Below are 18,504 nucleotides of genomic sequence, written 5' to 3' on the forward strand. Positions count from 1 at the left end.
TGCCTTCTACAGCACGACTGGAGCCCGACTGAAGTGATCTTCAAGCTCCAGGTGGCCCACAGGCGAAGGACAGATCGGTGACGCACGGCGAGGAACCCCTTCGGTTCGAGGTTCTCGGCCTTCTCCGGGTCGTTCGCGCAGGTCAAGAGGTTGATCTCGGTGCGGCGAAGCAGCGCGCCGTCCTCGCGGTCCTGCTGCTGGCGCGCAACACGCCGGTCAGTCGCGGGCACATCATCGAGGCCGTGTGGGGCGACAACGTGCCCTCGAGTGCGGTCAACCTGGTCCAGACCTATGTCGCCGGACTGCGCAGGGCCCTCGAACCGACCCGTGCCAGGAGGGCTCCCGCCGAGCTGCTGACGTCGGTCGGCGACGGTTATCTGATGCGCGTCGAGCCCGGCGCCCTGGACCTCGACGTGTTCGAACGTCAAGTGCTGCTCGCGAACCGCATGCGTGCCGCCGGTGACCTGGCCGGAGCCGCGGTCGAGCTCGACGACGCGCTGGCGTTGTTCCGCGCCGAGCCGCTGGGCGGCGTGTCCGGTCTTCTCGCCGACGTCGAACGCGGCCGTCTCGTCGAACGCCGGCTCGCGGTGCTGGAGGAACGCGCCGAGCTCGGTCTCGCGATCGGGCAGGGCCCGGAACTGGTCTCGCAGCTGAGCCTGACGGTCGTCGAGCACCCGTTGCGCGAACGCGGCCACGGGCTGCTGATGAGGGCGCTGGTCCAGGCCGGCCGGCAGGCCGAGGCGCTGGCCGCGTACCGGGAGGCACGCGCCGTGCTCATCGAGGAGCTCGGCGTCGAGCCGGGCCCCGAACTGCGCCGCGTGCACCAGGCAGTGCTGGCGGGGGACAGCCCCGAGCTGGCCCGCGCGCCGCTCCGCGTGCCGCAGCCGGTGCCCGCGCCCGAACCCGTGCCGGTGACGGTCCCCGCGCAGTTACCCCGCGCGCCCGTCGCGCTGATCGGCCGGGACGCCGAGCTCGGCTACCTGGACGCGTTGCTGCGCGGCCACGACGGCCCGGTGATGCTGGTGACCGGACCGGCGGGGGTCGGCAAGACCGCGCTGGCGCTGCACTGGGCGCACCGCGTGCGCGAGGAGTTCCCGGACGGCCAGCTCTACGTCGACGTGCACGGGTACGACCCGAACCGGGAGCCGCTGGAGATCGGCGAGGTGCTCAACCGGTTCCTGCGTGCCCTGGGCGTGCCGGCCGGCGACACCCCCGTCTCGATCGACGAACGCTCCGCGTTGCTGCGCACGTTGCTGGCCGACCGCCGGATGCTCGTGATGCTCGACAACGTCCGCAGCTCGGCCGACCTCTTACCACTGCTGCCGGGCGCGCCGTCGTGCGTCGTCGTGACGTCGCGGCGCCGGTTGGTCGGGCTCGTCGCGCAGGTCGAGGCGAAGCTGGTCGAGCTGGACATGCTCGACCCGGACGCCGCCGTCGACGTGCTGGGCCGCATCGCCGGCCGGTCCGACATCGAGGCCGGCGCCCTGCGCGAACTGGCCGAGCTGTGCGACGGCCTGCCGCTCGCGCTGCGGATCGCCGCGGCCCGTCTCGCCGTGTCCCCTCGCCTGCGCGTCGCCGAACTGGTCGAGGAACTGCAGGACGAGCAGGGCCGCCTGGCCGCGCTCGGGCTGGAGGACGGCGAGGGCACCGTGCGAGCAGCTCTGGACGCCTCGCGCCGTGCGTTGCCCGCGGAACCGTCGCGACTGCTCGCGATCGTCGGCCTGCACCCCGGCGCGGACCTCACCCCGCACGTCGTCGCGGCGATGGGCGACGTCCCGTTGCTGGAGGCCCAACGCGCGCTGGACGCGTTGACGGCCGCGAACCTGCTGTCCGTCAGCGAACCCGGCCGGCACTTCGCGCACGACATCGTCCGCGTCTACACCAAGACACTGGCCGGCGAGCTGTCCGAGCCGGAACGCCGTGCCGCGACCGGCCGGATGCTCGACTACTACCTGCACTGCGCGGACCTCGCGGACGGCCTGCTGCCGATCAACCGCGGCAGCGTCCTGGTCGCGCCGGAGCACCGGCCCGTGCACGTGCCCGCGATCTCCGGTGCCGCGGACGCGACGGCCTGGTTCGACGCCGAGCGCGCGAACCTGATCGCCGCCGCCGAACTGGCGTCGGGCTCCGGCTGGCACGTGCACGCGTGGCAGTTGCCGTACACGTTGTCGCGGTACCTGTGGCTGCGGACCGAGCGCGAGACCTCGTTGCGCCTCACCGAAGCCGCGCTGCAGGCCGCCATCGCCCTGGACGACGCCGACGCCCGGTTCGTCATGCAGTTCAACCTGGGCGTCGCGTTGCTGCAGTTCGAACGGTTCGAAGAGGCGTTGCAGGCCCAGCAGGGCGCACTGGAGGTGGCGCGCCGCAAGGAGGACGTGCACCAGCAGGCACGGGCCCTGACGACGGTCGCCGGCACGTTGCAGGACCTGGGCCGGGCCGCCGAGGCCGAGGAGCACTACCGCGAGGCCATGGAGATCTCGCGGATCGCGGGCTCGAAGTGGGCCGAGGCCAACGCGCACCACCACCTCGGTTTGTTGTACTTGAGCACCCAGCGCTTCGACGAGGCGATGCCGTGGCTGCGGGTGGCGTTGCGGATGTACCACGAGGTCGGCGAGCAGTGCGGGGAAGCGGCCTGCCACACCGACATCTCCACGGCTCTGCTGGAGACCGGCGACACGGACGGTGCGCTCTCAGCTGCCCGTACGGCGCTGGCCGTGGCGTGCGATGCCGTCTCGCCGTACCACCAGGCGTTGGCGCACGACCGGCTCGCGGCGGTGTTCGAGCAGCTCGGCGCGGCGGGAGCGGCGGCGCACTGGCAGCGGGCGCTGGCGTTGTTCACGGAGCTGGGCGCGCCGGAGGCCGACGGGGTAAGGGCCCGGCTGGCTCGCGCACGTGCGGTGACGGTCGGGTAAGGGGTTCGGCGGGCAGGACCGCGTGATCGCCCGATGCCTGAGGTAAGGCCTCAGGACGAACCTCAGGACCATGAACGAATGGACCCCTGAGGCGATCAAGGCGGAAATCGACTACCGGCGTGGCAACGCGGTGTGCAACTGGCAGCGGTCGAACGGTCGCGGGCCGTCGTGGCTGAGCCGCGTGATGCACCGCACCTCTGGAAAACACAGCAGCACCCGCTCATGACTTGTGCAAACATGCCACTTGTGGCGCGCCTTGGTTCCGGAATCCCGTTGGTCGCGCGTGATCGTGAGTTGGACCGGTTGCGTGCCGCTTTGGCGCAGGCCGGGGAGGGCACCGCGGGCGCGGTGCTGCTCGCCGGTGACGCCGGTGTCGGCAAGACGCGGCTGATCGAGGAGCTGGCCGCCGGCGCCGACGACACCATCGTCCTCATGGGACGGTGTCTGGACGTCGGCGAGACCGGTCTGCCGTACCTGCCGTTCGCCGAGGCGCTGAGCAAGCTGAAGAGTGACGTAGCGCACCGGCCCGCGCTCGCGATGTTGCTGCCGCAGCTGGCGTTGCCGGCCGAACGCGAGCCCGGCACCGAGGGCATGATCGCGCCGAGCCTGGTCCCCGGCCGCAGGCCCGAGCAGGACGTGGGACAGCTCCAGCTGTTCGACGCCGTGCTCGGGCTGCTCAGTGATCTCTCCGAGCGGCAGCGCGTGCTGTTCGTGGTCGAGGACCTGCACTGGGCGGACGCGTCCACCCGGTACCTGCTGTCGTTCCTGTTGTCCCGCCTGCGTTCCCAGCGTCTGCTGGTCGTCGGCACCTACCGCGCGGACGACCTGCACCGCAGCCATCCGTTGCGCGCCCTGCTGTCCGAGCTGGTCCGGCTGCCCGCCGTCGACCGCCTGGACCTCACGCCGTTCAACGCCGCCGATGCCCGCAGGTTCGTCGAGGCCCTGTCCGACGACCTGCCGAAGGACGTCCTGCGGCAGGTCGCGGAACGCTCCGAGGGCAACGCCTTCTTCGCCGAGGAACTCATCGCGGTGGCCACCTGTGACGACGCCAGGTCGTTGCCGTCCGCGCTGGTCGACGTGCTGCTCAGCCGGGTCGAAAGCCTTGGTCCCGAGGCGCAGCACGTCGTCCGCGTCGCGTCGGTCTGGGGCCGCCGGGTCCGGCACTACCGGCTGCACGAGGTCGCGGGCATGGCGGACATCGCGTTCGACACGGCGTTGCGCGAACTGATCCAGCACCACCTCCTCGTCGTGAACGAGGACGAGGTCTACGCCTTCCGGCACGCGCTGGTCCGGGAGGCCGTCTACGGCGACCTGCTGCCCGGCGAACGAGGTCGGCTGCACGCCGCCTATGCCCGGCACCTGGCCCAGAGGCTGGACGAACGCGGTTCGTCGGCGGCGCTGGCCCATCACGCGTTCGAGAGCCACGATCTGCCGCAGGCGCTGAAGGCCTCGATCCAGGCGGCCAAGGAGGCCGAACGCGCCGGGGCACCCGCGGAGTCGTTGCGATACCTGGAAAAGGCCCTCAACCTGTGGAACGCCGTCGCCGAGGCGGATCGTCCGTCCGGTGTGGACGAGTCCGTGCTGCTGCGGCGCGCGTCCTGGGTCGCGGGCACGGCCGGGCAGCCGGAACGCGCGGTCGCGTTCGCCCGCAGTGCCACCAAGGCGATCAGCGCCGAGCAGACGCCGGAGGAGGCCGCCGAGATCTGGTTGCGGCTCTCGCAGGCGCTGTCGATCCTCGACGGCAACGAGGAAGAGCACTTCCTGGTCCTGGCGAAAGCGCTCCAGCTCGTGCGGGACCGCGAGCCCAGTCCCACGCGCGCGCGGGTGTTCGCGGGCAAGGCGTCTTCCCTGCGCCAGCAACGCAAGGACGCCGAAGCGCGCGAAGCGGCCGAGCTGGCGATCGCGGACGGCCGGACGGCGAACGCGCCGGGGGCGATCGCGGACGGCCTCGGCACCCTGGCGATCCTCGACGATCACGCGAACCGGCCGGAGGAGGCCAAGGCCAGCTTCGAGCGCGCGATCCAGCACGCGCGCGAGGTCGGAGCGTTCAACAACGAACTGAGGGCTTGGTACTACTACGGAATGATGCACTACGACCGCGGCGAACTGGCCGAGGCGGCGCGCGTCTACAACCTCGCGGGAGACAGGGCCAAGGAGACCGGCCTGACCTGGAGCATGTTCGGGCTGGAGATCCGCATCCTCCAAGTGCTCGTGCACTACTACATCGGCGACTGGGACTACGCGGCGTGGGCCAGCGAACCGCCCGGCATGTCGGTGTCGTCGACGGTACTGGCGCGGCTGGCGTCGGCGAGCACGCACCTCACGGTCTCGCGCGGCGACCTGGCCGAGTCCGAGCGGATGATCACGAAGCTGCGCAGCGACTGGCACCGCGACATCCAGATCGCCCTGATCAACGGTGGTACCGGCGCGGAGCTCGCGTTGTGGCGCGGCCGTCCGGAGCTGGCCGTCGAACGCGTCACGGACGCACTGGAGTGGGCGCGCAAGCTCGGCGGTCCGTGGATGCTCGCGGGCATCAGGATCGGCGCGATCGGCATCGCGGCGCACGCGGAGATCGCCGCGAAGGCGCGCCGCAAGCGCGACGCCGAAGCGGAGGCCGACGCCGTCAAAGCAGGCCATGAGCTTGCCGAGTACGTGCGGCTGACCGCGCGGAACGGCAAGCCGCGGGCGGGCACCCTCGGTCCGGAGGGACGCGCCTGGCTGGCCCGTTCCAACGCCGAGGAGTCACGGCTGCGCGGCGCGGGTGATCCGGAGCTGTGGCGCGAGGCCGTCGAGGAGTTCGGCTATGGGGTCGCGTTCGAGCAGGCGCTGTGCCGGTGGCGGCTCGCGGAGGCGTTGCTCGGAGCGGAACGCCGCGACGAGGCCGCCGAGCAGCTGCGGCTGGCCGACGAGGTGGCGACGCGGCTCAAGGCCGTGCCGCTCGCCACGGCCGTCGCGTCGTGCGCCAAGCGGGCCCGTATCAGCCTCAGGGCCGACGAACCGGTGCGCGAGCAGGTCGACCTCTTCACCCCGCGCGAACGCGACGTGCTCGGCCTGGTGGCCGCGGGACGGACGAACCGCGAGGTCGGCGAGGAGCTCTACATCAGCGAGAAGACCGTTTCCGTGCACCTTTCCCGGATCATGGCCAAGCTGGGAGCCTCGCGGCGCGCGGAGGCCGTGGCCATCGCGTACGACCGGGGTCTGCTGGAATAGCGCCGGTTGTCATACCTCAGGCTGATGCGCAACGCGTCGCGGAGTTGATGTCCGCGTACTCAGCTTCCTCATAGCTTCTTCCTCATCAAGGAACGCCCCTGTGAGGAAAGGCAAGTCACATGTCTGCACTGGTGTCCGAGGTCGGCACCCGGACCGCCGCGGCGGCCCACAACCTGGTGAAGGTCTACGGCAAGGGTGACACCGCGGTGCGGGCGCTCGACGGCATCAACGTCGCCTTCCAGGCCGGTCGTTTCACCGCGATCATGGGCCCGTCGGGGTCCGGCAAGTCCACGCTGATGCACTGCCTCGCGGGACTGGACACGGTGGACAGCGGTGAGATCCACATCGGACAGACCGAGATCACCAAGCTGAACGACAAGGACCTGACCAAGCTGCGCCGCGACCGCGTCGGCTTCGTGTTCCAGGCCTTCAACCTGCTGCCGACGCTGACCGCCGAGCAGAACATCCTGCTGGGCCTGGAGCTCGCCGGCCGCAAGCCCGACCGGGAGTGGTTCGACACGATCGTCAACGTGCTCGGCCTGCGTGACAGGCTCACGCACCGCCCGACCGAGCTGTCCGGTGGCCAGCAGCAGCGCGTGGCCTGTGCCCGTGCGCTCGTCGCCCGTCCCGAGGTCATCTTCGCCGACGAGCCGACCGGCAACCTGGACTCCCGCAGCGGCGCCGAGGTCCTCGACTTCCTGCGCATGTCGGTCCGCAAGATGGGCCAGACCGTGATCATGGTGACGCACGACCCGGTGGCCGCGAGCTACGCGGACCGCGTGGTGCTGCTCGCCGACGGCCGGCTCGCGGGCGAGATCCACCAGCCCACCACCGAGTCCGTCGTCAACGCCCTCACGCACCTGGGGGCGTGAGGTAGATGCTGAAGACCATCCTTGCGGGCCTTCGAGCCCGCACGGCGAGGCTGGTGCTGTCCAGCATCGCCATCGCGCTCGGCGTCGCGTTCGTGACGGGCACGCTCGTGCTCGGCGACGCGGTCGGGGAACAGACGAGGGACAACTTCGCCCGCAGCGCCCGCAACGTCGACGCGGCCGTGCACATGGCGGAGAACAGCGCCGACCGGGAGAAGGGCATCCCGGCCGACTTCCTGCAGAAGATCCGCAGCACGCCCGGTGTCGAGGGCGCGGACTCGCGTGAGTTCGGCAGCGCCGCGTTGCTCAGCGGGGAAGGCAAGGCCCGCAGCGCGCTGGTGCAGCCGCTGCCCACGACGGAGAAGCTGCGCGACTTCAACCTCAAGGACGGCAAGTTCCCGGTCAAGGCCGACGAGGCCGCGATCGACACCAAGACCGCGCAGGTCGCGAAGCTCAAGGTCGGCGACAAGCTCAAGCTGCTCGACGAGGAGAACGCCGAGCACACGTTCACCATCGTCGGCACCTACCAGCAGGGCGCCAGCAGCATCTCGATGTCCGGCAGCGACCACGTCCTGGTCTCGCCGGAGGGCCTGCGCACGGTGATCCCGGAGCAGCGGATCTACGAGATCGTCGCGGTCGCCAAGTCCGGTGTCTCGCAGCAACAACTGGTCGCCGACATCACCAAGGCCATCGGCCCCGGTTACGACGTGCAGACCGGTGAGCAGCTGACCCAGGCCACGCTGGCGCAGGTCGGTGACGCCGCGAGCGAGATCAAGACGTTTCTGCTCGCGTTCGCCGCGATCTCGCTCATCGTCGCGGGCATGGTCATCTACAACACCTTCACGATCCTCGTCGCCCAGCGCACGAAGGAGCTCGCGCTGCTGCGCTGCGTCGGAGCGAACCGCTCGCAGGTGTTCCGCAGCGTGCTCGCCGAAGCGCTCTTCATGGGTCTCACGGCGTCCGTGCTCGGCCTCCTCGGCGGACTCGGCGTCTCTGCGGGCCTGCAGGCGTTCATCAGCACCGTGGGCGGACCCAGCGGTGGCGAGGACGCCCCGATCCGCCTGCCGATCTCGTGGGTGACCATCGCCGCCGGTTTCGGTGTCGGCGTGGTCGTGACCGTGCTGTCGGCCGTGCTGCCGGCCCGCCGCGCCACGAAGGTCGCCCCGGTGGCCGCCCTGCGTTCGCAGCCGGACAGCTCCGACGACGTCGCCCGCACCGGCAAGGTCCGGATCGTCGTCGCGACGCTGATCGCGCTGGTCGGTGGCGTCGCCGTCTACTTCGGACTGCAGCAGGAGAAGGAAGAGCCGGCGATGTTCATCACCGGTGGCGCCACGATGGTCCTGTTGCTCGCGGTGCTGCTGCTCGGCCCGCTGTACCTGCCGCTGGTGAACCGCCTGTTCGGCAAGGCGCTGCGCGGTGTCCCGGCGAAGCTGGCCTCGGCCAACGCGGGCCGCAACCCCAAGCGCACGGCCGCGACCACGGCCGCGCTGATGATCGGCGTGACCATCGTCGCCATGGTGACGGTCGTGGCCGGCAGTGGCCGCGCGACCATGAACGAGCAGGTCGACAAGCGGTTCCCGGCCGACTACGCGGTCAAGTCGAACGTCTACAGCCAGCCGCTCACGCAGAAGTTCACCGACGACCTCGCGAAGGTGCGCAACGTCGCGCAGGTCGCGCCTGAGCTCAGGGCCTACGGCGAGTCGCCCAAGCTCGAGTACGCCGACGTCACCGGCTACCCGGCCGACGCGATCGGTTCCCTCGTGCGCCCGGACGTCGCCGCGGGCACGCTGGCCGGGCTCAAGGACGGCGAGCTCGCCATGCGGGAGAAGGAGGCCAAGGAGGCGGGCCTCACCGTCGGCTCCACCGTCCCGATCAGCGGCAAGGACTTCAAGATCGTCGCCCTGATCAAGGACAACAGCTACGGCACCGGCATCATGACGCTCAAGTCCGCCGAGTCCCTGCTCAGGGAGCCCGCGAAGGGCTACCAGAACGTGCTGGTCAAGCTCCTGCCGGGCACGGACATCACGCAAGCCCGCGCCGATCTGGAGCGGTTCATCGCGACCTCCCCGGTGGCGGTGCTCGACTCCGCGGCCGAGACCAAGGCGGAGCTGAACGGGCAGATCGACCAGATCCTGATGTTCATCTGGGCCCTCGTCGGCCTGGCGCTGATCATCGCCCTGTTCGGCATCGCGAACACGCTGACGCTCTCGGTGCTGGAACGGACCCGCGAGTCCGCCCTGCTCCGGGCGCTCGGCCTGACCAGGGGTCAGCTGCGGCAGATGCTGGTGGTCGAGTCGATCCTGATGGCGCTGATCGGCGCGGTCGTGGGTGTGCTGCTCGGCGCCGGGTTCGGGTGGCTGCTGGTCGAGGCGATCTCGAACTCGGAGTTCCGGATCAGCTTCTCCATCCCGTTCGGTCAGATCGGCATCATGCTCGCCCTGGCCGTGATCGCGGCGGTCATCGCCGCCGCCCTGCCCGCTCGCCGCGCGGCCAGGAACTCCGTGGTCGCGGGCATGGCGGAGGGGTAGGACACCCCGCCTGGCCCTGGCTGTCGGGGGCCGCGGCCGGGCGGGTTCGGGAGTGCGGAAACAGGGGCCGCACGACCGGGGGATCGGTGGAGGTCCGGTGCTGTCGGGGCACCGGGCCTCCGCCGCGTTCGGAGGTTCGGCACCTGCCGAACCGGCAGCTCCGGAAAAAATCTTCGGGAGCGCGCGTCACTTTTGGCCCGCAAGCCCCTCTACCTGGGGTGAGGGACGACCGGAGCGAGGGCCCGGTCGTCCCTCTTCGTCGTTCCGAGGGCCTCTGGTCGCCTCATCCGGGACGTTCGGCGTTTCGGTCCAGGTTTTTGTTGCCTGCCTCCACAAAGTTACGGAACGATGTCGACCGCTTGACACCCGCGCGTCTCCGGTTGAGTGTGAGAGCGCTCTCATCACAGTTAAGCGCCGCTCACGGCGTCGTCGAGGAGGACGGATGAGCACAAGACTGGTCGGCAGCGTGGCTGCGACCCTCGCGATGGTTCTGGTCGCTGGATGCGGCGGGAGTTCCGGGGCCGACGGCAAGATCGAGCTGTCGCTGGGTCTGTTCTCCGACTTCGGTTACGACAAGCTCATCGAGGAGTACATGGCCTCGCACCCGAACATCAAGATCGAGCAGCGCAAGGTCAAGATGGAGCAGCACAACACGCAGCTCGCGACGCAGCTCGCCGGTGGCCGTGGTGCCGCGGACATCGTTGCCCTCGAGGAGGGCGTGGTCTCGCAGTTCCGCGCCTCCAAGGACAAGTTCGTGAACCTGGCGGAGTACGGGGCCAAGGACCTCAAGGATCAGTGGGCCGGGTGGAAGTGGAACCAGGGCACCACCGACGGCGGTGAGTTCGTGCTGGGGCTGGGCACGGACATGGGCAGCCTCGGGCTCTGCTACCGCGCGGACCTGTTCGCGGCGGCGGGCCTGCCCACCGACCGGACCGAGGTCGCCAAGCTGTGGCCGACCTGGGCCGACTACGTGAAGGTCGCCGACCAGTTCACGGCCAAGACGCCGAACGTGAAGTTCGTCGACACCGGCCGCAACGTCTACAAGGCGATCCTCGACCAGACCGAGGAGGGCTACTTCGCGAAGGACGACTCGTACATCGCGGAGTCCAACGACAAGGTCAAGGCCGCGTTCGACACGGCGGCGGCGCTCGGCACCAAGCAGCAGACCGGTGCCCTGGAGCCGTTCAGCCAGGACTGGAACGTCGCGCTGAAGCAGGGTTCGTTCGCCACCACCACGTGCCCGGCCTGGTCGCTCGCGCTGATCAAGGCGGGTGCCGGTGACGCGGCCGCCGGGAAGTGGGACGTGACGAAGGCGCCCGGCGAAGGCGGCAACTGGGGTGGCTCGTTCCTCGCCATCCCGAAGCAGGGCAAGCACCCCAAGGAGGCCTACGAGCTGGCCAAGTGGCTCACGGCCCCCGAGCAGCAGAAGCGGATCTTCAAGGAGACCGGCAACCTGCCGAGCCAGCCGAAGGTCTACCAGGACGCCGAGGTGCTCGCGACCGTCAACGAGTACTTCAACTCCGCTCCGGTGGGTCAGATCTTCGCGTCCTCCGCGGAGTCGCTGAAGCCGACCTACCGCGGCACGAAGGACTCGAAGGTCGGCCCGGTGTTCGGCACCGCGCTGACCCGCGTGGAGCAGGGCAAGCAGTCCGCGGCTGAGGCGTGGACGCAGGCCCTGAAGGAAGCGACGGACGCCGCCAAGTGACGGTGACGCGTCAGGAGACCGAGGCGGCCCCGGCCGTCTCGGTTTCGCCTTCCAAGGAGCCGAAGCGCTTCCGGCTGAGCAGCTGGGACGCCAGGTACACGCCGTACCTGATCATCGCGCCGTTCTTCCTGGTGTTCGGGATCTTCGGGCTGTACCCGCTGGTGTACACGGCATGGGTGTCGCTGCACGACTGGCAGCTGATCGACGGCAACCAGGGATTCGTCGGTCTCGCCAACTACGTCGAGCTCTTCGGCGACAGCAAGTTCTGGAACGCGCTGTTCAACACGCTGAGCCTGTTCGTGCTCTCGACGGTGCCGCAGCTGCTGGCCGCGCTGGGCCTCGCCGCGCTGCTGGACCGGGGTCTGCGCGGGAGCGCGTTCTGGCGGGCCGGTGTGCTGCTGCCCAACGTCATCTCGGTCGCCGCGGTGGCGCTGGTGTTCGCGCAGTTCTTCGGACGTGACTTCGGCATCGTCAACTTCCTGCTCGGCTTCGTCGGCATCGACCCGATCGACTGGCGCGCCGAGACGTGGGCCTCGCACCTCGCGGTGTCCACCATGGTCATGTGGCGCTGGACCGGCTACAACGCGCTGCTGTACCTGGCGGCGATGCAGTCCGTGCCCAAGGACATGTACGAGTCGGCCACGCTGGACGGTGCCGGTCGCTGGCGCATGTTCTGGTCGATCACCGTGCCGTCGATCCGTCCCACGATCCTGTTCACCGTCGTCACCTCGACGATCGGCGGTCTGCAGCTGTTCGCGGAACCGGCGCTGTTCGACCCCGGGTTCGCCGCCAACAACTCCACCGGCGGCTCCGACCGGCAGTTCCAGACGCTGGTGCTCTACATGTACGAGAAGGGCTTCCGGTTGTTCGACGCCGGCTACGCGGCCACCGTCGCGTGGATGTTGTTCGTGGTCGTCCTGGTGGTCGCGGTGGTCAACTTCACGCTGACCCGGCGCATCGCGGGCAAGGGGTGATCGCATGAAGAACGCCAAGGCGGGCCCGCTGCTCTACGGGTTCCTGGTCGCCGTGCTCGCCGCGTCGATCTTCCCGCTGTACTACTCGTTCATCGTCGCGTCGAAGGACAACTCGGTCCTCGGCGAGAAGGTCCCGCCGCTGATCCCCGGCGGCAACCTGGTCGAGAACATCACCCGCGTCTTCGACACCGTCGACTTCTGGCTCGCCATGCAGAACTCGTTCATCGTGGCGTCGAGCGTGGCGATCTCGAACGTCGTGCTGGGCACGCTGGCCGGGTTCGCGTTCTCGCGGCTGCGGTTCCGGGGCCGCGACTCGCTGTTCCTCGTCGTGCTCGGCACCGCGATGGTGCCGACGCAGCTCGGCGTGATCCCGCTGTACATGCTGATGTCCGACCTCGACTGGTACGGCACCCTGCAGGCGGTCATCGTGCCGGTGCTGATCGGCTCGTTCGCGGTGTTCTGGATGCGCCAGGCGTGCGAGGAGACAGTGCCGTACGAGCTGATCGAGGCCGCGCGCATGGACGGCTGCTCGGTGCTGCGGACGTTCTGGCACGTAGGGTTCCCCGCGGTGCGGCCCCAGGCCGCCGTGCTGGGCATGTTCACGTTCATGACGGCCTGGAACGACTTCTTCTGGCCGTTGATCGTGCTCGACCCCAACGACAGCCCGACGGTCCAGGTGGCCCTGTCGACGCTGGCCAGCGGGTACTACACCGACTACTCGCTGATGCTCGCCGGCGCCTCCATCGCGGTGCTGCCGGTGATCGCGATCTTCGTCCTGCTGTCGCGTCAGATCGTGGGCGGCCTCATGCAGGGCGCCCTAAAGGGATGACACTCAGCAGGGCTCAAGCCACAAGGATGTGAATGTATGACGACCGACTCGGACGTCGAGGTCGGGCGGGACGTGCTGACCTTCCCGCCGGACTTCCTCTGGGGAGCGGCGACCGCGGCGTTCCAGATCGAAGGCGCGACCACGGTGGACGGTCGTGGCGCGTCGATCTGGGACACGTTCGCCGCGACGCCCGGCAAGGTGCTGGCCGGTGACACGGGGGACCCCGCCTGTGATCACTACCACCGATATCAGTCCGATGTGGACCTGATGGAGTCCCTCGGGCTGGCCTCGTACCGGTTCTCCATCGCGTGGCCCCGGATCCAGCCCAGCGGCAGCGGCCAGGTCGAGGAGCGCGGGCTCGCGTTCTACGACCGGCTGGTGGACTCGTTGCTGGAGAAGGACATCCAGCCGCTCGCCACGCTGTACCACTGGGACCTGCCGCAGGTCCTGGAGGACTTCGGCGGCTGGCGCAACCGCGACACCGCCTACCGCTTCGCCGAGTACGCGGCCATCGTGCACGAACGGCTCGGCGACCGGGTGCAGGCCTGGACCACGCTGAACGAGCCGTGGGTCTCGGCGTTCCTGGGCTACGGCAACGGAATCCACGCGCCGGGCGTCACCGACGCGGTGGCGTCCCTGGAGGCGGCGCACCACCTGCTGCTGGCCCACGGGCTCGCCACGCAGGCGTTGCGCGCGCAGGCACCGGAGTCGCACCGGCTGTCGATCGTGCTCAACTTCAGCACGATCTGGGGCGACGACGCGGAAGCCGTCCGCAAGGTCGACGGTCTGCAGAACCGCATCCTGCTCGACCCGGTCCTCGGCCGCGGCTACCCGCTCGACGTCCTGCAGGACACGACGTGGCTGGGCGACTGGACGAACGTCGTGCGCGACGGGGACATGGAGACCATCGCGACCCCGATCGACTGGATCGGCGTGAACTACTACAACCCGACCCGCGTCGCACCCGCCGACCCGGACTTCGTGCCGGCCGGTCCGCACGCGGGCCTGCGCGGTGTGTCCATCCAGCCTCCGCAGGGCGAGCTCACCGGGTTCGGGTGGGAGCAGAACGCCGACGCGTTCACCGAACTGCTGGTGCGCCTGTCCCGGGACACGGCAGGGGTGCCGCTGGTCGTCACCGAGAACGGGTCCGCGTTCCCGGACGTCGTCGACCCCGCGGGTCGCGTGTACGACGTCCAGCGGACGAAGTACCTGGTGGACCACGTGCGCGCGGTGCACAGGGCGATCTCCGAGGGCGCCGACATCCGCGGTTACCTGGCGTGGTCGCTGCTCGACAACTTCGAGTGGGCGGCCGGGTACTCGCAGCGGTTCGGGATCGTGCACGTCGACTTCGAGACGCAGCAGCGCACGGTCAAGGAGAGCGCGGCCACGTTGTCCCGGATCATCGGGCAGAACGGGCTTCCCGCGCACGGTTACACCGTTTAGCCGATAGGACGGGCCGAGGGGGCCTCAGCGCTCTCACCTGCGGATACTTGTGCCTGCAGGTGAGAGCGCTCTCTCGTTCAGCGCCTGCGCAGGACCCTCGGGTCGGCGTGCAGGTTCTGCCCGAGCCTGATGGTGATGAACTCGTTGTTGTCGGGCTTGCCCGGCGTGCGGCCCGACGACGACGGGAAGTTGTTGTCGTTGAGCACCGCGATCGTGCGGTCGTCGAGGATCGTGACGTCCTCGATCGTGACGAACGGGAACCTGAACGGGTCCGCCTGCCCGCCGACGTGCTTCGGGTTGGCGAGGTTCAGCAGGTCGGCGACCAGCGTCTTGTCGAGCTTGCCGTCGTCGTTCCGGTCCCGCTTGTCGGCCAGGTAGACGCGCTTCACGATCGCGTCGGCACCCTGGGCGCTGTCCCGCTCGATGATCAGCAGCCGGTTGGCGTCGACCGCGATGGCGTCGCCGATGGCGAAGTTCGGGTCCTCCAGCTGGTAGCGCCAGGTCCTGCCGGTGAAGCTGTTGCGCGCGATGTCGAACTCGTTGAGGCGCAGCGTGCCCGGCGTGTCACCGGCGACGGTGCCCTCCAGCAGCGCGTTGATCGTCTTGCCGTCCGGTGAGAGCGTGATGCCCTCGAAGCCCTTGCTGCCGCCCAGGTTCGGGTTGCCGGCGGGGTTCTCCGGAGCACGCACGCCCGGTAGTGGAGCCGGAGGTGCGAGCAGGCGACCGGCTCGGTCGAAGTGCAGCAGGTACGGGCCGAACTCGTCACCCATCCAGTACGTGCCGTCGGCGCCGCGGGTGACCGACTCGATGTCGATGTCGGCGCCGGTGATCACCCGGTCCTGCCTGGTCAGCGGGAACGGGATGTGGCCGTTCGGGTCGGTCAGCGTGATGCCGCCGAGCACGTCGACGGTGTTCTTCGCGAAGTCGGGCGCGATGCGGTGGATGCGCAGCAGGAAGTCCGCGCTGTTGGCCTTGGTGCCGTAGCCGTTGTCCGAGATGGCGTCGAACGTTCCGTCGCTGTTGCGGACGAGACCGCTGAAGCCCTGGATCGGCTGGTCCGCGAACGGCGGCGTGACCCCGTTGATCGGGGCCGTCCCCAGCGCCGCGCCGCTCGGTTCGCTGCCGGGCACGTAGGTCTCCGCCGGGAGGAAGGCGAAGTTCGTCAGCGTGGCCTGCCGGGGAGGCTTCTGGCCGGCCGTACCGGGAGCGGCGGTGGTGGGCGTGGCCAGTGCCGTGACGGTCAGCAAAGTGAGGCCTACGGCCAGTGTTCTCCTCATGCGGCGACCCTATGACGAGCGTTTTACCCGTGGTTCGCCTCGCGGCAACAAGTTCCATGAACTCTTGACGTCATGACGACGACCTGGCGCCTGCGCTTCGAACTCAGCGACAGCCCCGGCGCGCTCGCGCGCGTCACCGTCCGGCTGGCCGCCGCCGACTGCAACGTCCTCGCGCTGCACGTGATCCCCGTACCCGGCGGAGTACTGGACGAGATCGTCGTGCGGGCGGCTGCCGGTGTGCTCCCCGCGGACCTCGTCGAGGCGGTGCGCAGCGAGGGAGGCAAACGCGTCGGCATCACCCGAGCCGACCTGCGCGACCTCGTCGACGAACCGACCGCCGTGCTGCGTGCCGCGCGAATGGCGCTCACCGATCCGGAACAGACCGGCGACGCCCTCCGCCAGGTGCTGGCCGCCGACTCCGTGACGGTCGGCGAGGCCGCCGACGGCCAGGTCCAGCTGGGAGAGTGGGTGGCCCGGCGAGGCTGGGCTCCCTTCACCCAGGTCGAACTCACGCGCGCGCAGGCGTTGCTCGACCTCGTGGACGCCCCGGCACCTTCGATGCGCGCGGTGCTCAGCGACGACGGCGCGGCACTGGTCCTGCGTCCGGGGTCCGACACGGACGAGGACGCCGTCGCCGCCCTGCACTCCCGCTGTTCCATGAGGACGATGTTCAACCGCTACCACTCGGGCATGCGCACCGTGCCCCGCCGCTGGCTGCACCGCCTGCTCAGCCCGCCGCGCGGCACCACGGTCCTCGCGCAGTGCGGCGACCAGGTCGTGGCCATGGGACAACTCATCCACACCGGCACACCGGACTGCGCCGAGGTCTCGTTGTTGGTCGAGGACTCCTGGCAACGCCGAGGCGTGGGCGCGGCCCTGCTCGGTGCCCTGGCGTCGGACGCCCGCGCCGCCGGGTTCACGGAGCTCGTCGCGTGGTGCCTGCCCTCGGAGACCGCCCTGGTTCGCACGGCCGCACGCGCCGGCCTCCCCACCACGACACGCCGTGAAGACGGCCTGCTCCGAGTGTCGATCACGCCTCGCGCGCGTGCCCGGAAGGCGCCAGAAGCCACCGAGGTCGCCGAAAAAACACGATGAACAGCGCGGAAACCCTCCTTGGAGATCCTTTGGGGCTAAGCTGCTTAGCGGATCAAAGGTTTTCATCGAGGAGTGGTGGTGCTCGTGTCCAACCACGCGCGTCCGACGTTGGAAGACGTTGCCGCGAGGGCAGGGGTTTCCCGCGCGACAGCGTCACGAGTGCTGAACGCGTCACCGCGCGTCAGCCCGGAGGCACTGGAAGCGGTCAACGCCGCGGTAACGGCGCTGGGCTACCAGCCCAACCGAGCCGCGCGCGCGTTGGTCACCCGCCGCACCGGCGCAGTGGCCGTGCTGTTCTCCGAGCCGGAACCCAAGATCTTCGATGACCCGCACTTCGCGCGCCTGATCCGTGCGGGGGCACGGGCACTGGCCGACGTCGACGTGCAGATGGTGCTCATGCTCGTCCACTCGCTGGACGACCAGACCCGAGCGCACCGGTTCCTGGCCGGCGGTCACGTCGACGGTGCCCTGGTGTTCGCACCGCACCGCAACGACGAGCTGGTCTCGATCGTGAAGAAGCTGCCGCTGCCCGTGGTGTACGCCGGCAAGCCGTGGGGTTCGTTGCGGGGCATGCACCTCGTGGACAACGACAACGAGGGCGGCGCCGTACTCGCCACCGAGCACCTGAAGTCTCTTGGACGTCGGAAGATCGTCCATGTTTCCGGGCCTCTGGACGAACTGTCCGCCATAGACCGGTTGAACGGGTTCAAGTCCGCCATGTCGTTGGACGACAAGGGAGCGGCTCGCCTCACCGAGGACGGTGGGTTCACCCGGGAGGGTGGGCGCAAGGCCATGTCCTCGTTGCTGGCGCGGGTGCCTGCGCTTGATGCTGTTTTTGTGGCTTCCGACCTGATGGCTGCTGGTGCTTTGGAGACGTTGCACGAGGCTGGGCGGCGGGTTCCTGAGGATGTGGCCGTGGTCGGGTTTGACGATCATGTCGCTATTGCGGAGCACACTTCGCCGCCGTTGACCTCGGTTCGGCAGGATTCCGATGAGCAGGTCAAGGTGATGGTCGAGCACCTGGTGAAGCTGCTTCGGGATGAGACTGTGAAGAGGAAGCAGCAGATGTTGCCTACTGTGTTGGTGCGGCGCGAGTCTGCCTGACGCGCGGGTTTCGTGGGGTGCGCTTTGGGTGCCGCGACTCTTGTGGGTGGTCGCCTTTGCGTGCCGCGACCGGGCGTGCCGCGACCGGGTGGGTGGTCGCCTTGCGGGCGGCGAGCTTGCGGTTGCGTGCTTCCCCTGGGGCTCTGCCCCAGACCCCGGCAATCTGATCAGGGGGTCCACGCCACGCGCAGATAGATGGCACGCCTGTTGCTGTGGGCGGCTGCCTGACGCTCCTATAGATGTCAAGCAGTGAGTGCGAGGTCTTTCATGATCGCTGTGTGGGCTTCGCGGAGGATATAGCGCTTGAGGCAGCGGATGATGTCGCGTTTGGTGAGGCCTTGTTCGGTGCGTCGTTGCAGGTAGGCCTGGGTGCGTGGGCAGTAGCGCAGGCGGACGACGGCGACGATGTGCAGGACGCGGTTGGCTTGGCGTTCGCCGCCTTTGTTGAGGCGGTGGCGGTCGGTTCGTCCGGATGAGGCGGGTAGTGGGGCGACGCCGCAGAGTTTGGCGAAGGAGGCTTCGCTGTGCAGGCGTTCGGGGTTGTCGCCGGCGGTGACG

General features: G+C 69.3%; 13 protein-coding genes. 11 read left to right on the forward strand and 2 right to left on the reverse strand.

What is annotated here, in order from left to right:
- Positions 1-77: 77 nt before the first annotated feature.
- From BLR21_RS27380 to BLR21_RS27415, 9 genes are all read left to right on the forward strand, one after another.
- The gene (locus BLR21_RS27380; protein ID WP_090009932.1) at positions 78-2,912 is read left to right on the forward strand and encodes an AfsR/SARP family transcriptional regulator; all 2,835 of its coding nucleotides are present in this window, start codon (positions 78-80) and stop codon (positions 2,910-2,912) included.
- Positions 2,913-2,982: 70 nt separating this feature from the next.
- Complete coding sequence (locus tag BLR21_RS42750; RefSeq protein WP_176929810.1) at positions 2,983-3,138, forward strand: hypothetical protein; 156 nt, start codon at positions 2,983-2,985, stop codon at positions 3,136-3,138.
- An 11-nt stretch (positions 3,139-3,149) separates the two neighbouring features.
- A complete protein-coding gene (locus BLR21_RS27385) occupies positions 3,150-6,122 on the forward strand; it encodes a helix-turn-helix transcriptional regulator (RefSeq protein ID WP_090009934.1) in 2,973 nt (990 codons plus the stop codon).
- A gap of 119 nt (positions 6,123-6,241) precedes the next feature.
- The gene (locus tag BLR21_RS27390; protein ID WP_030476986.1) at positions 6,242-6,994 is read left to right on the forward strand and encodes an ABC transporter ATP-binding protein; all 753 of its coding nucleotides are present in this window, start codon (positions 6,242-6,244) and stop codon (positions 6,992-6,994) included.
- A gap of 5 nt (positions 6,995-6,999) precedes the next feature.
- The gene (locus BLR21_RS27395; protein ID WP_090009936.1) at positions 7,000-9,519 is read left to right on the forward strand and encodes an ABC transporter permease; all 2,520 of its coding nucleotides are present in this window, start codon (positions 7,000-7,002) and stop codon (positions 9,517-9,519) included.
- 442 nt (positions 9,520-9,961) lie between these two features.
- A complete protein-coding gene (locus BLR21_RS27400; RefSeq protein WP_090009938.1) occupies positions 9,962-11,224 on the forward strand; it encodes an ABC transporter substrate-binding protein in 1,263 nt (420 codons plus the stop codon).
- 74 nt (positions 11,225-11,298) lie between these two features.
- The gene (locus BLR21_RS27405) at positions 11,299-12,198 is read left to right on the forward strand and encodes a carbohydrate ABC transporter permease (RefSeq protein ID WP_256334969.1); all 900 of its coding nucleotides are present in this window, start codon (positions 11,299-11,301) and stop codon (positions 12,196-12,198) included.
- A 4-nt stretch (positions 12,199-12,202) separates the two neighbouring features.
- Entirely contained in the window at positions 12,203-13,027 is an 825-nt protein-coding gene (locus BLR21_RS27410) for a carbohydrate ABC transporter permease (RefSeq protein ID WP_030476982.1), read from the forward strand.
- Positions 13,028-13,063: 36 nt separating this feature from the next.
- Positions 13,064-14,470: a GH1 family beta-glucosidase gene (locus tag BLR21_RS27415; protein ID WP_090009940.1), complete on the forward strand. Its 1,407-nt coding sequence runs from the start codon at positions 13,064-13,066 to the stop codon at positions 14,468-14,470.
- Between the two features lie 77 nt (positions 14,471-14,547).
- Here the strand turns inward: BLR21_RS27415 and BLR21_RS27420 are convergent, their stop codons facing one another.
- Positions 14,548-15,747, reverse strand: coding sequence for an esterase-like activity of phytase family protein (locus BLR21_RS27420; RefSeq protein ID WP_090009942.1), 1,200 nt, complete (start codon positions 15,745-15,747; stop codon positions 14,548-14,550).
- Positions 15,748-15,819: 72 nt separating this feature from the next.
- Here BLR21_RS27420 and BLR21_RS27425 point away from each other — a divergent pair, with 72 nt between their 5' ends.
- Together BLR21_RS27425 and BLR21_RS27430 are read left to right on the forward strand one after the other, a co-directional pair.
- A complete protein-coding gene (locus tag BLR21_RS27425; RefSeq protein ID WP_090009944.1) occupies positions 15,820-16,842 on the forward strand; it encodes a GNAT family N-acetyltransferase in 1,023 nt (340 codons plus the stop codon).
- A gap of 75 nt (positions 16,843-16,917) precedes the next feature.
- The gene (locus BLR21_RS27430; protein ID WP_420843914.1) at positions 16,918-17,946 is read left to right on the forward strand and encodes a LacI family DNA-binding transcriptional regulator; all 1,029 of its coding nucleotides are present in this window, start codon (positions 16,918-16,920) and stop codon (positions 17,944-17,946) included.
- Between the two features lie 242 nt (positions 17,947-18,188).
- On the opposite strand, the gene BLR21_RS27435 is transcribed toward BLR21_RS27430, so the two are convergent.
- Positions 18,189-18,504: transposase (locus BLR21_RS27435; protein WP_143027888.1), on the reverse strand; the 316-nt coding region annotated here is incomplete at its 5' end.

The organism is Lentzea albidocapillata subsp. violacea (genome assembly GCF_900100275.1).
Lineage (GTDB): Bacteria > Actinomycetota > Actinomycetes > Mycobacteriales > Pseudonocardiaceae > Lentzea > Lentzea violacea.

Excerpts from the sequence above, each read along its gene's own strand:
- BLR21_RS27420 (WP_090009942.1), bottom strand. The coding sequence starts at position 15,747 with ATGAGGAGAACACTGGCCGTAGGCCTCACTTTGCTGACCGTCACGGCA.
- BLR21_RS27415 (WP_090009940.1), top strand. The coding sequence starts at position 13,064 with ATGACGACCGACTCGGACGTCGAGGTCGGGCGGGACGTGCTGACCTTC.
- BLR21_RS27385 (WP_090009934.1), top strand. The coding sequence starts at position 3,150 with ATGCCACTTGTGGCGCGCCTTGGTTCCGGAATCCCGTTGGTCGCGCGT.
- BLR21_RS27390 (WP_030476986.1), top strand. The coding sequence starts at position 6,242 with ATGTCTGCACTGGTGTCCGAGGTCGGCACCCGGACCGCCGCGGCGGCC.
- BLR21_RS27400 (WP_090009938.1), top strand. The coding sequence starts at position 9,962 with ATGAGCACAAGACTGGTCGGCAGCGTGGCTGCGACCCTCGCGATGGTT.
- BLR21_RS27395 (WP_090009936.1), top strand. The coding sequence starts at position 7,000 with ATGCTGAAGACCATCCTTGCGGGCCTTCGAGCCCGCACGGCGAGGCTG.
- BLR21_RS42750 (WP_176929810.1), top strand. The coding sequence starts at position 2,983 with ATGAACGAATGGACCCCTGAGGCGATCAAGGCGGAAATCGACTACCGG.
- BLR21_RS27410 (WP_030476982.1), top strand. The coding sequence starts at position 12,203 with ATGAAGAACGCCAAGGCGGGCCCGCTGCTCTACGGGTTCCTGGTCGCC.
- BLR21_RS27425 (WP_090009944.1), top strand. The coding sequence starts at position 15,820 with ATGACGACGACCTGGCGCCTGCGCTTCGAACTCAGCGACAGCCCCGGC.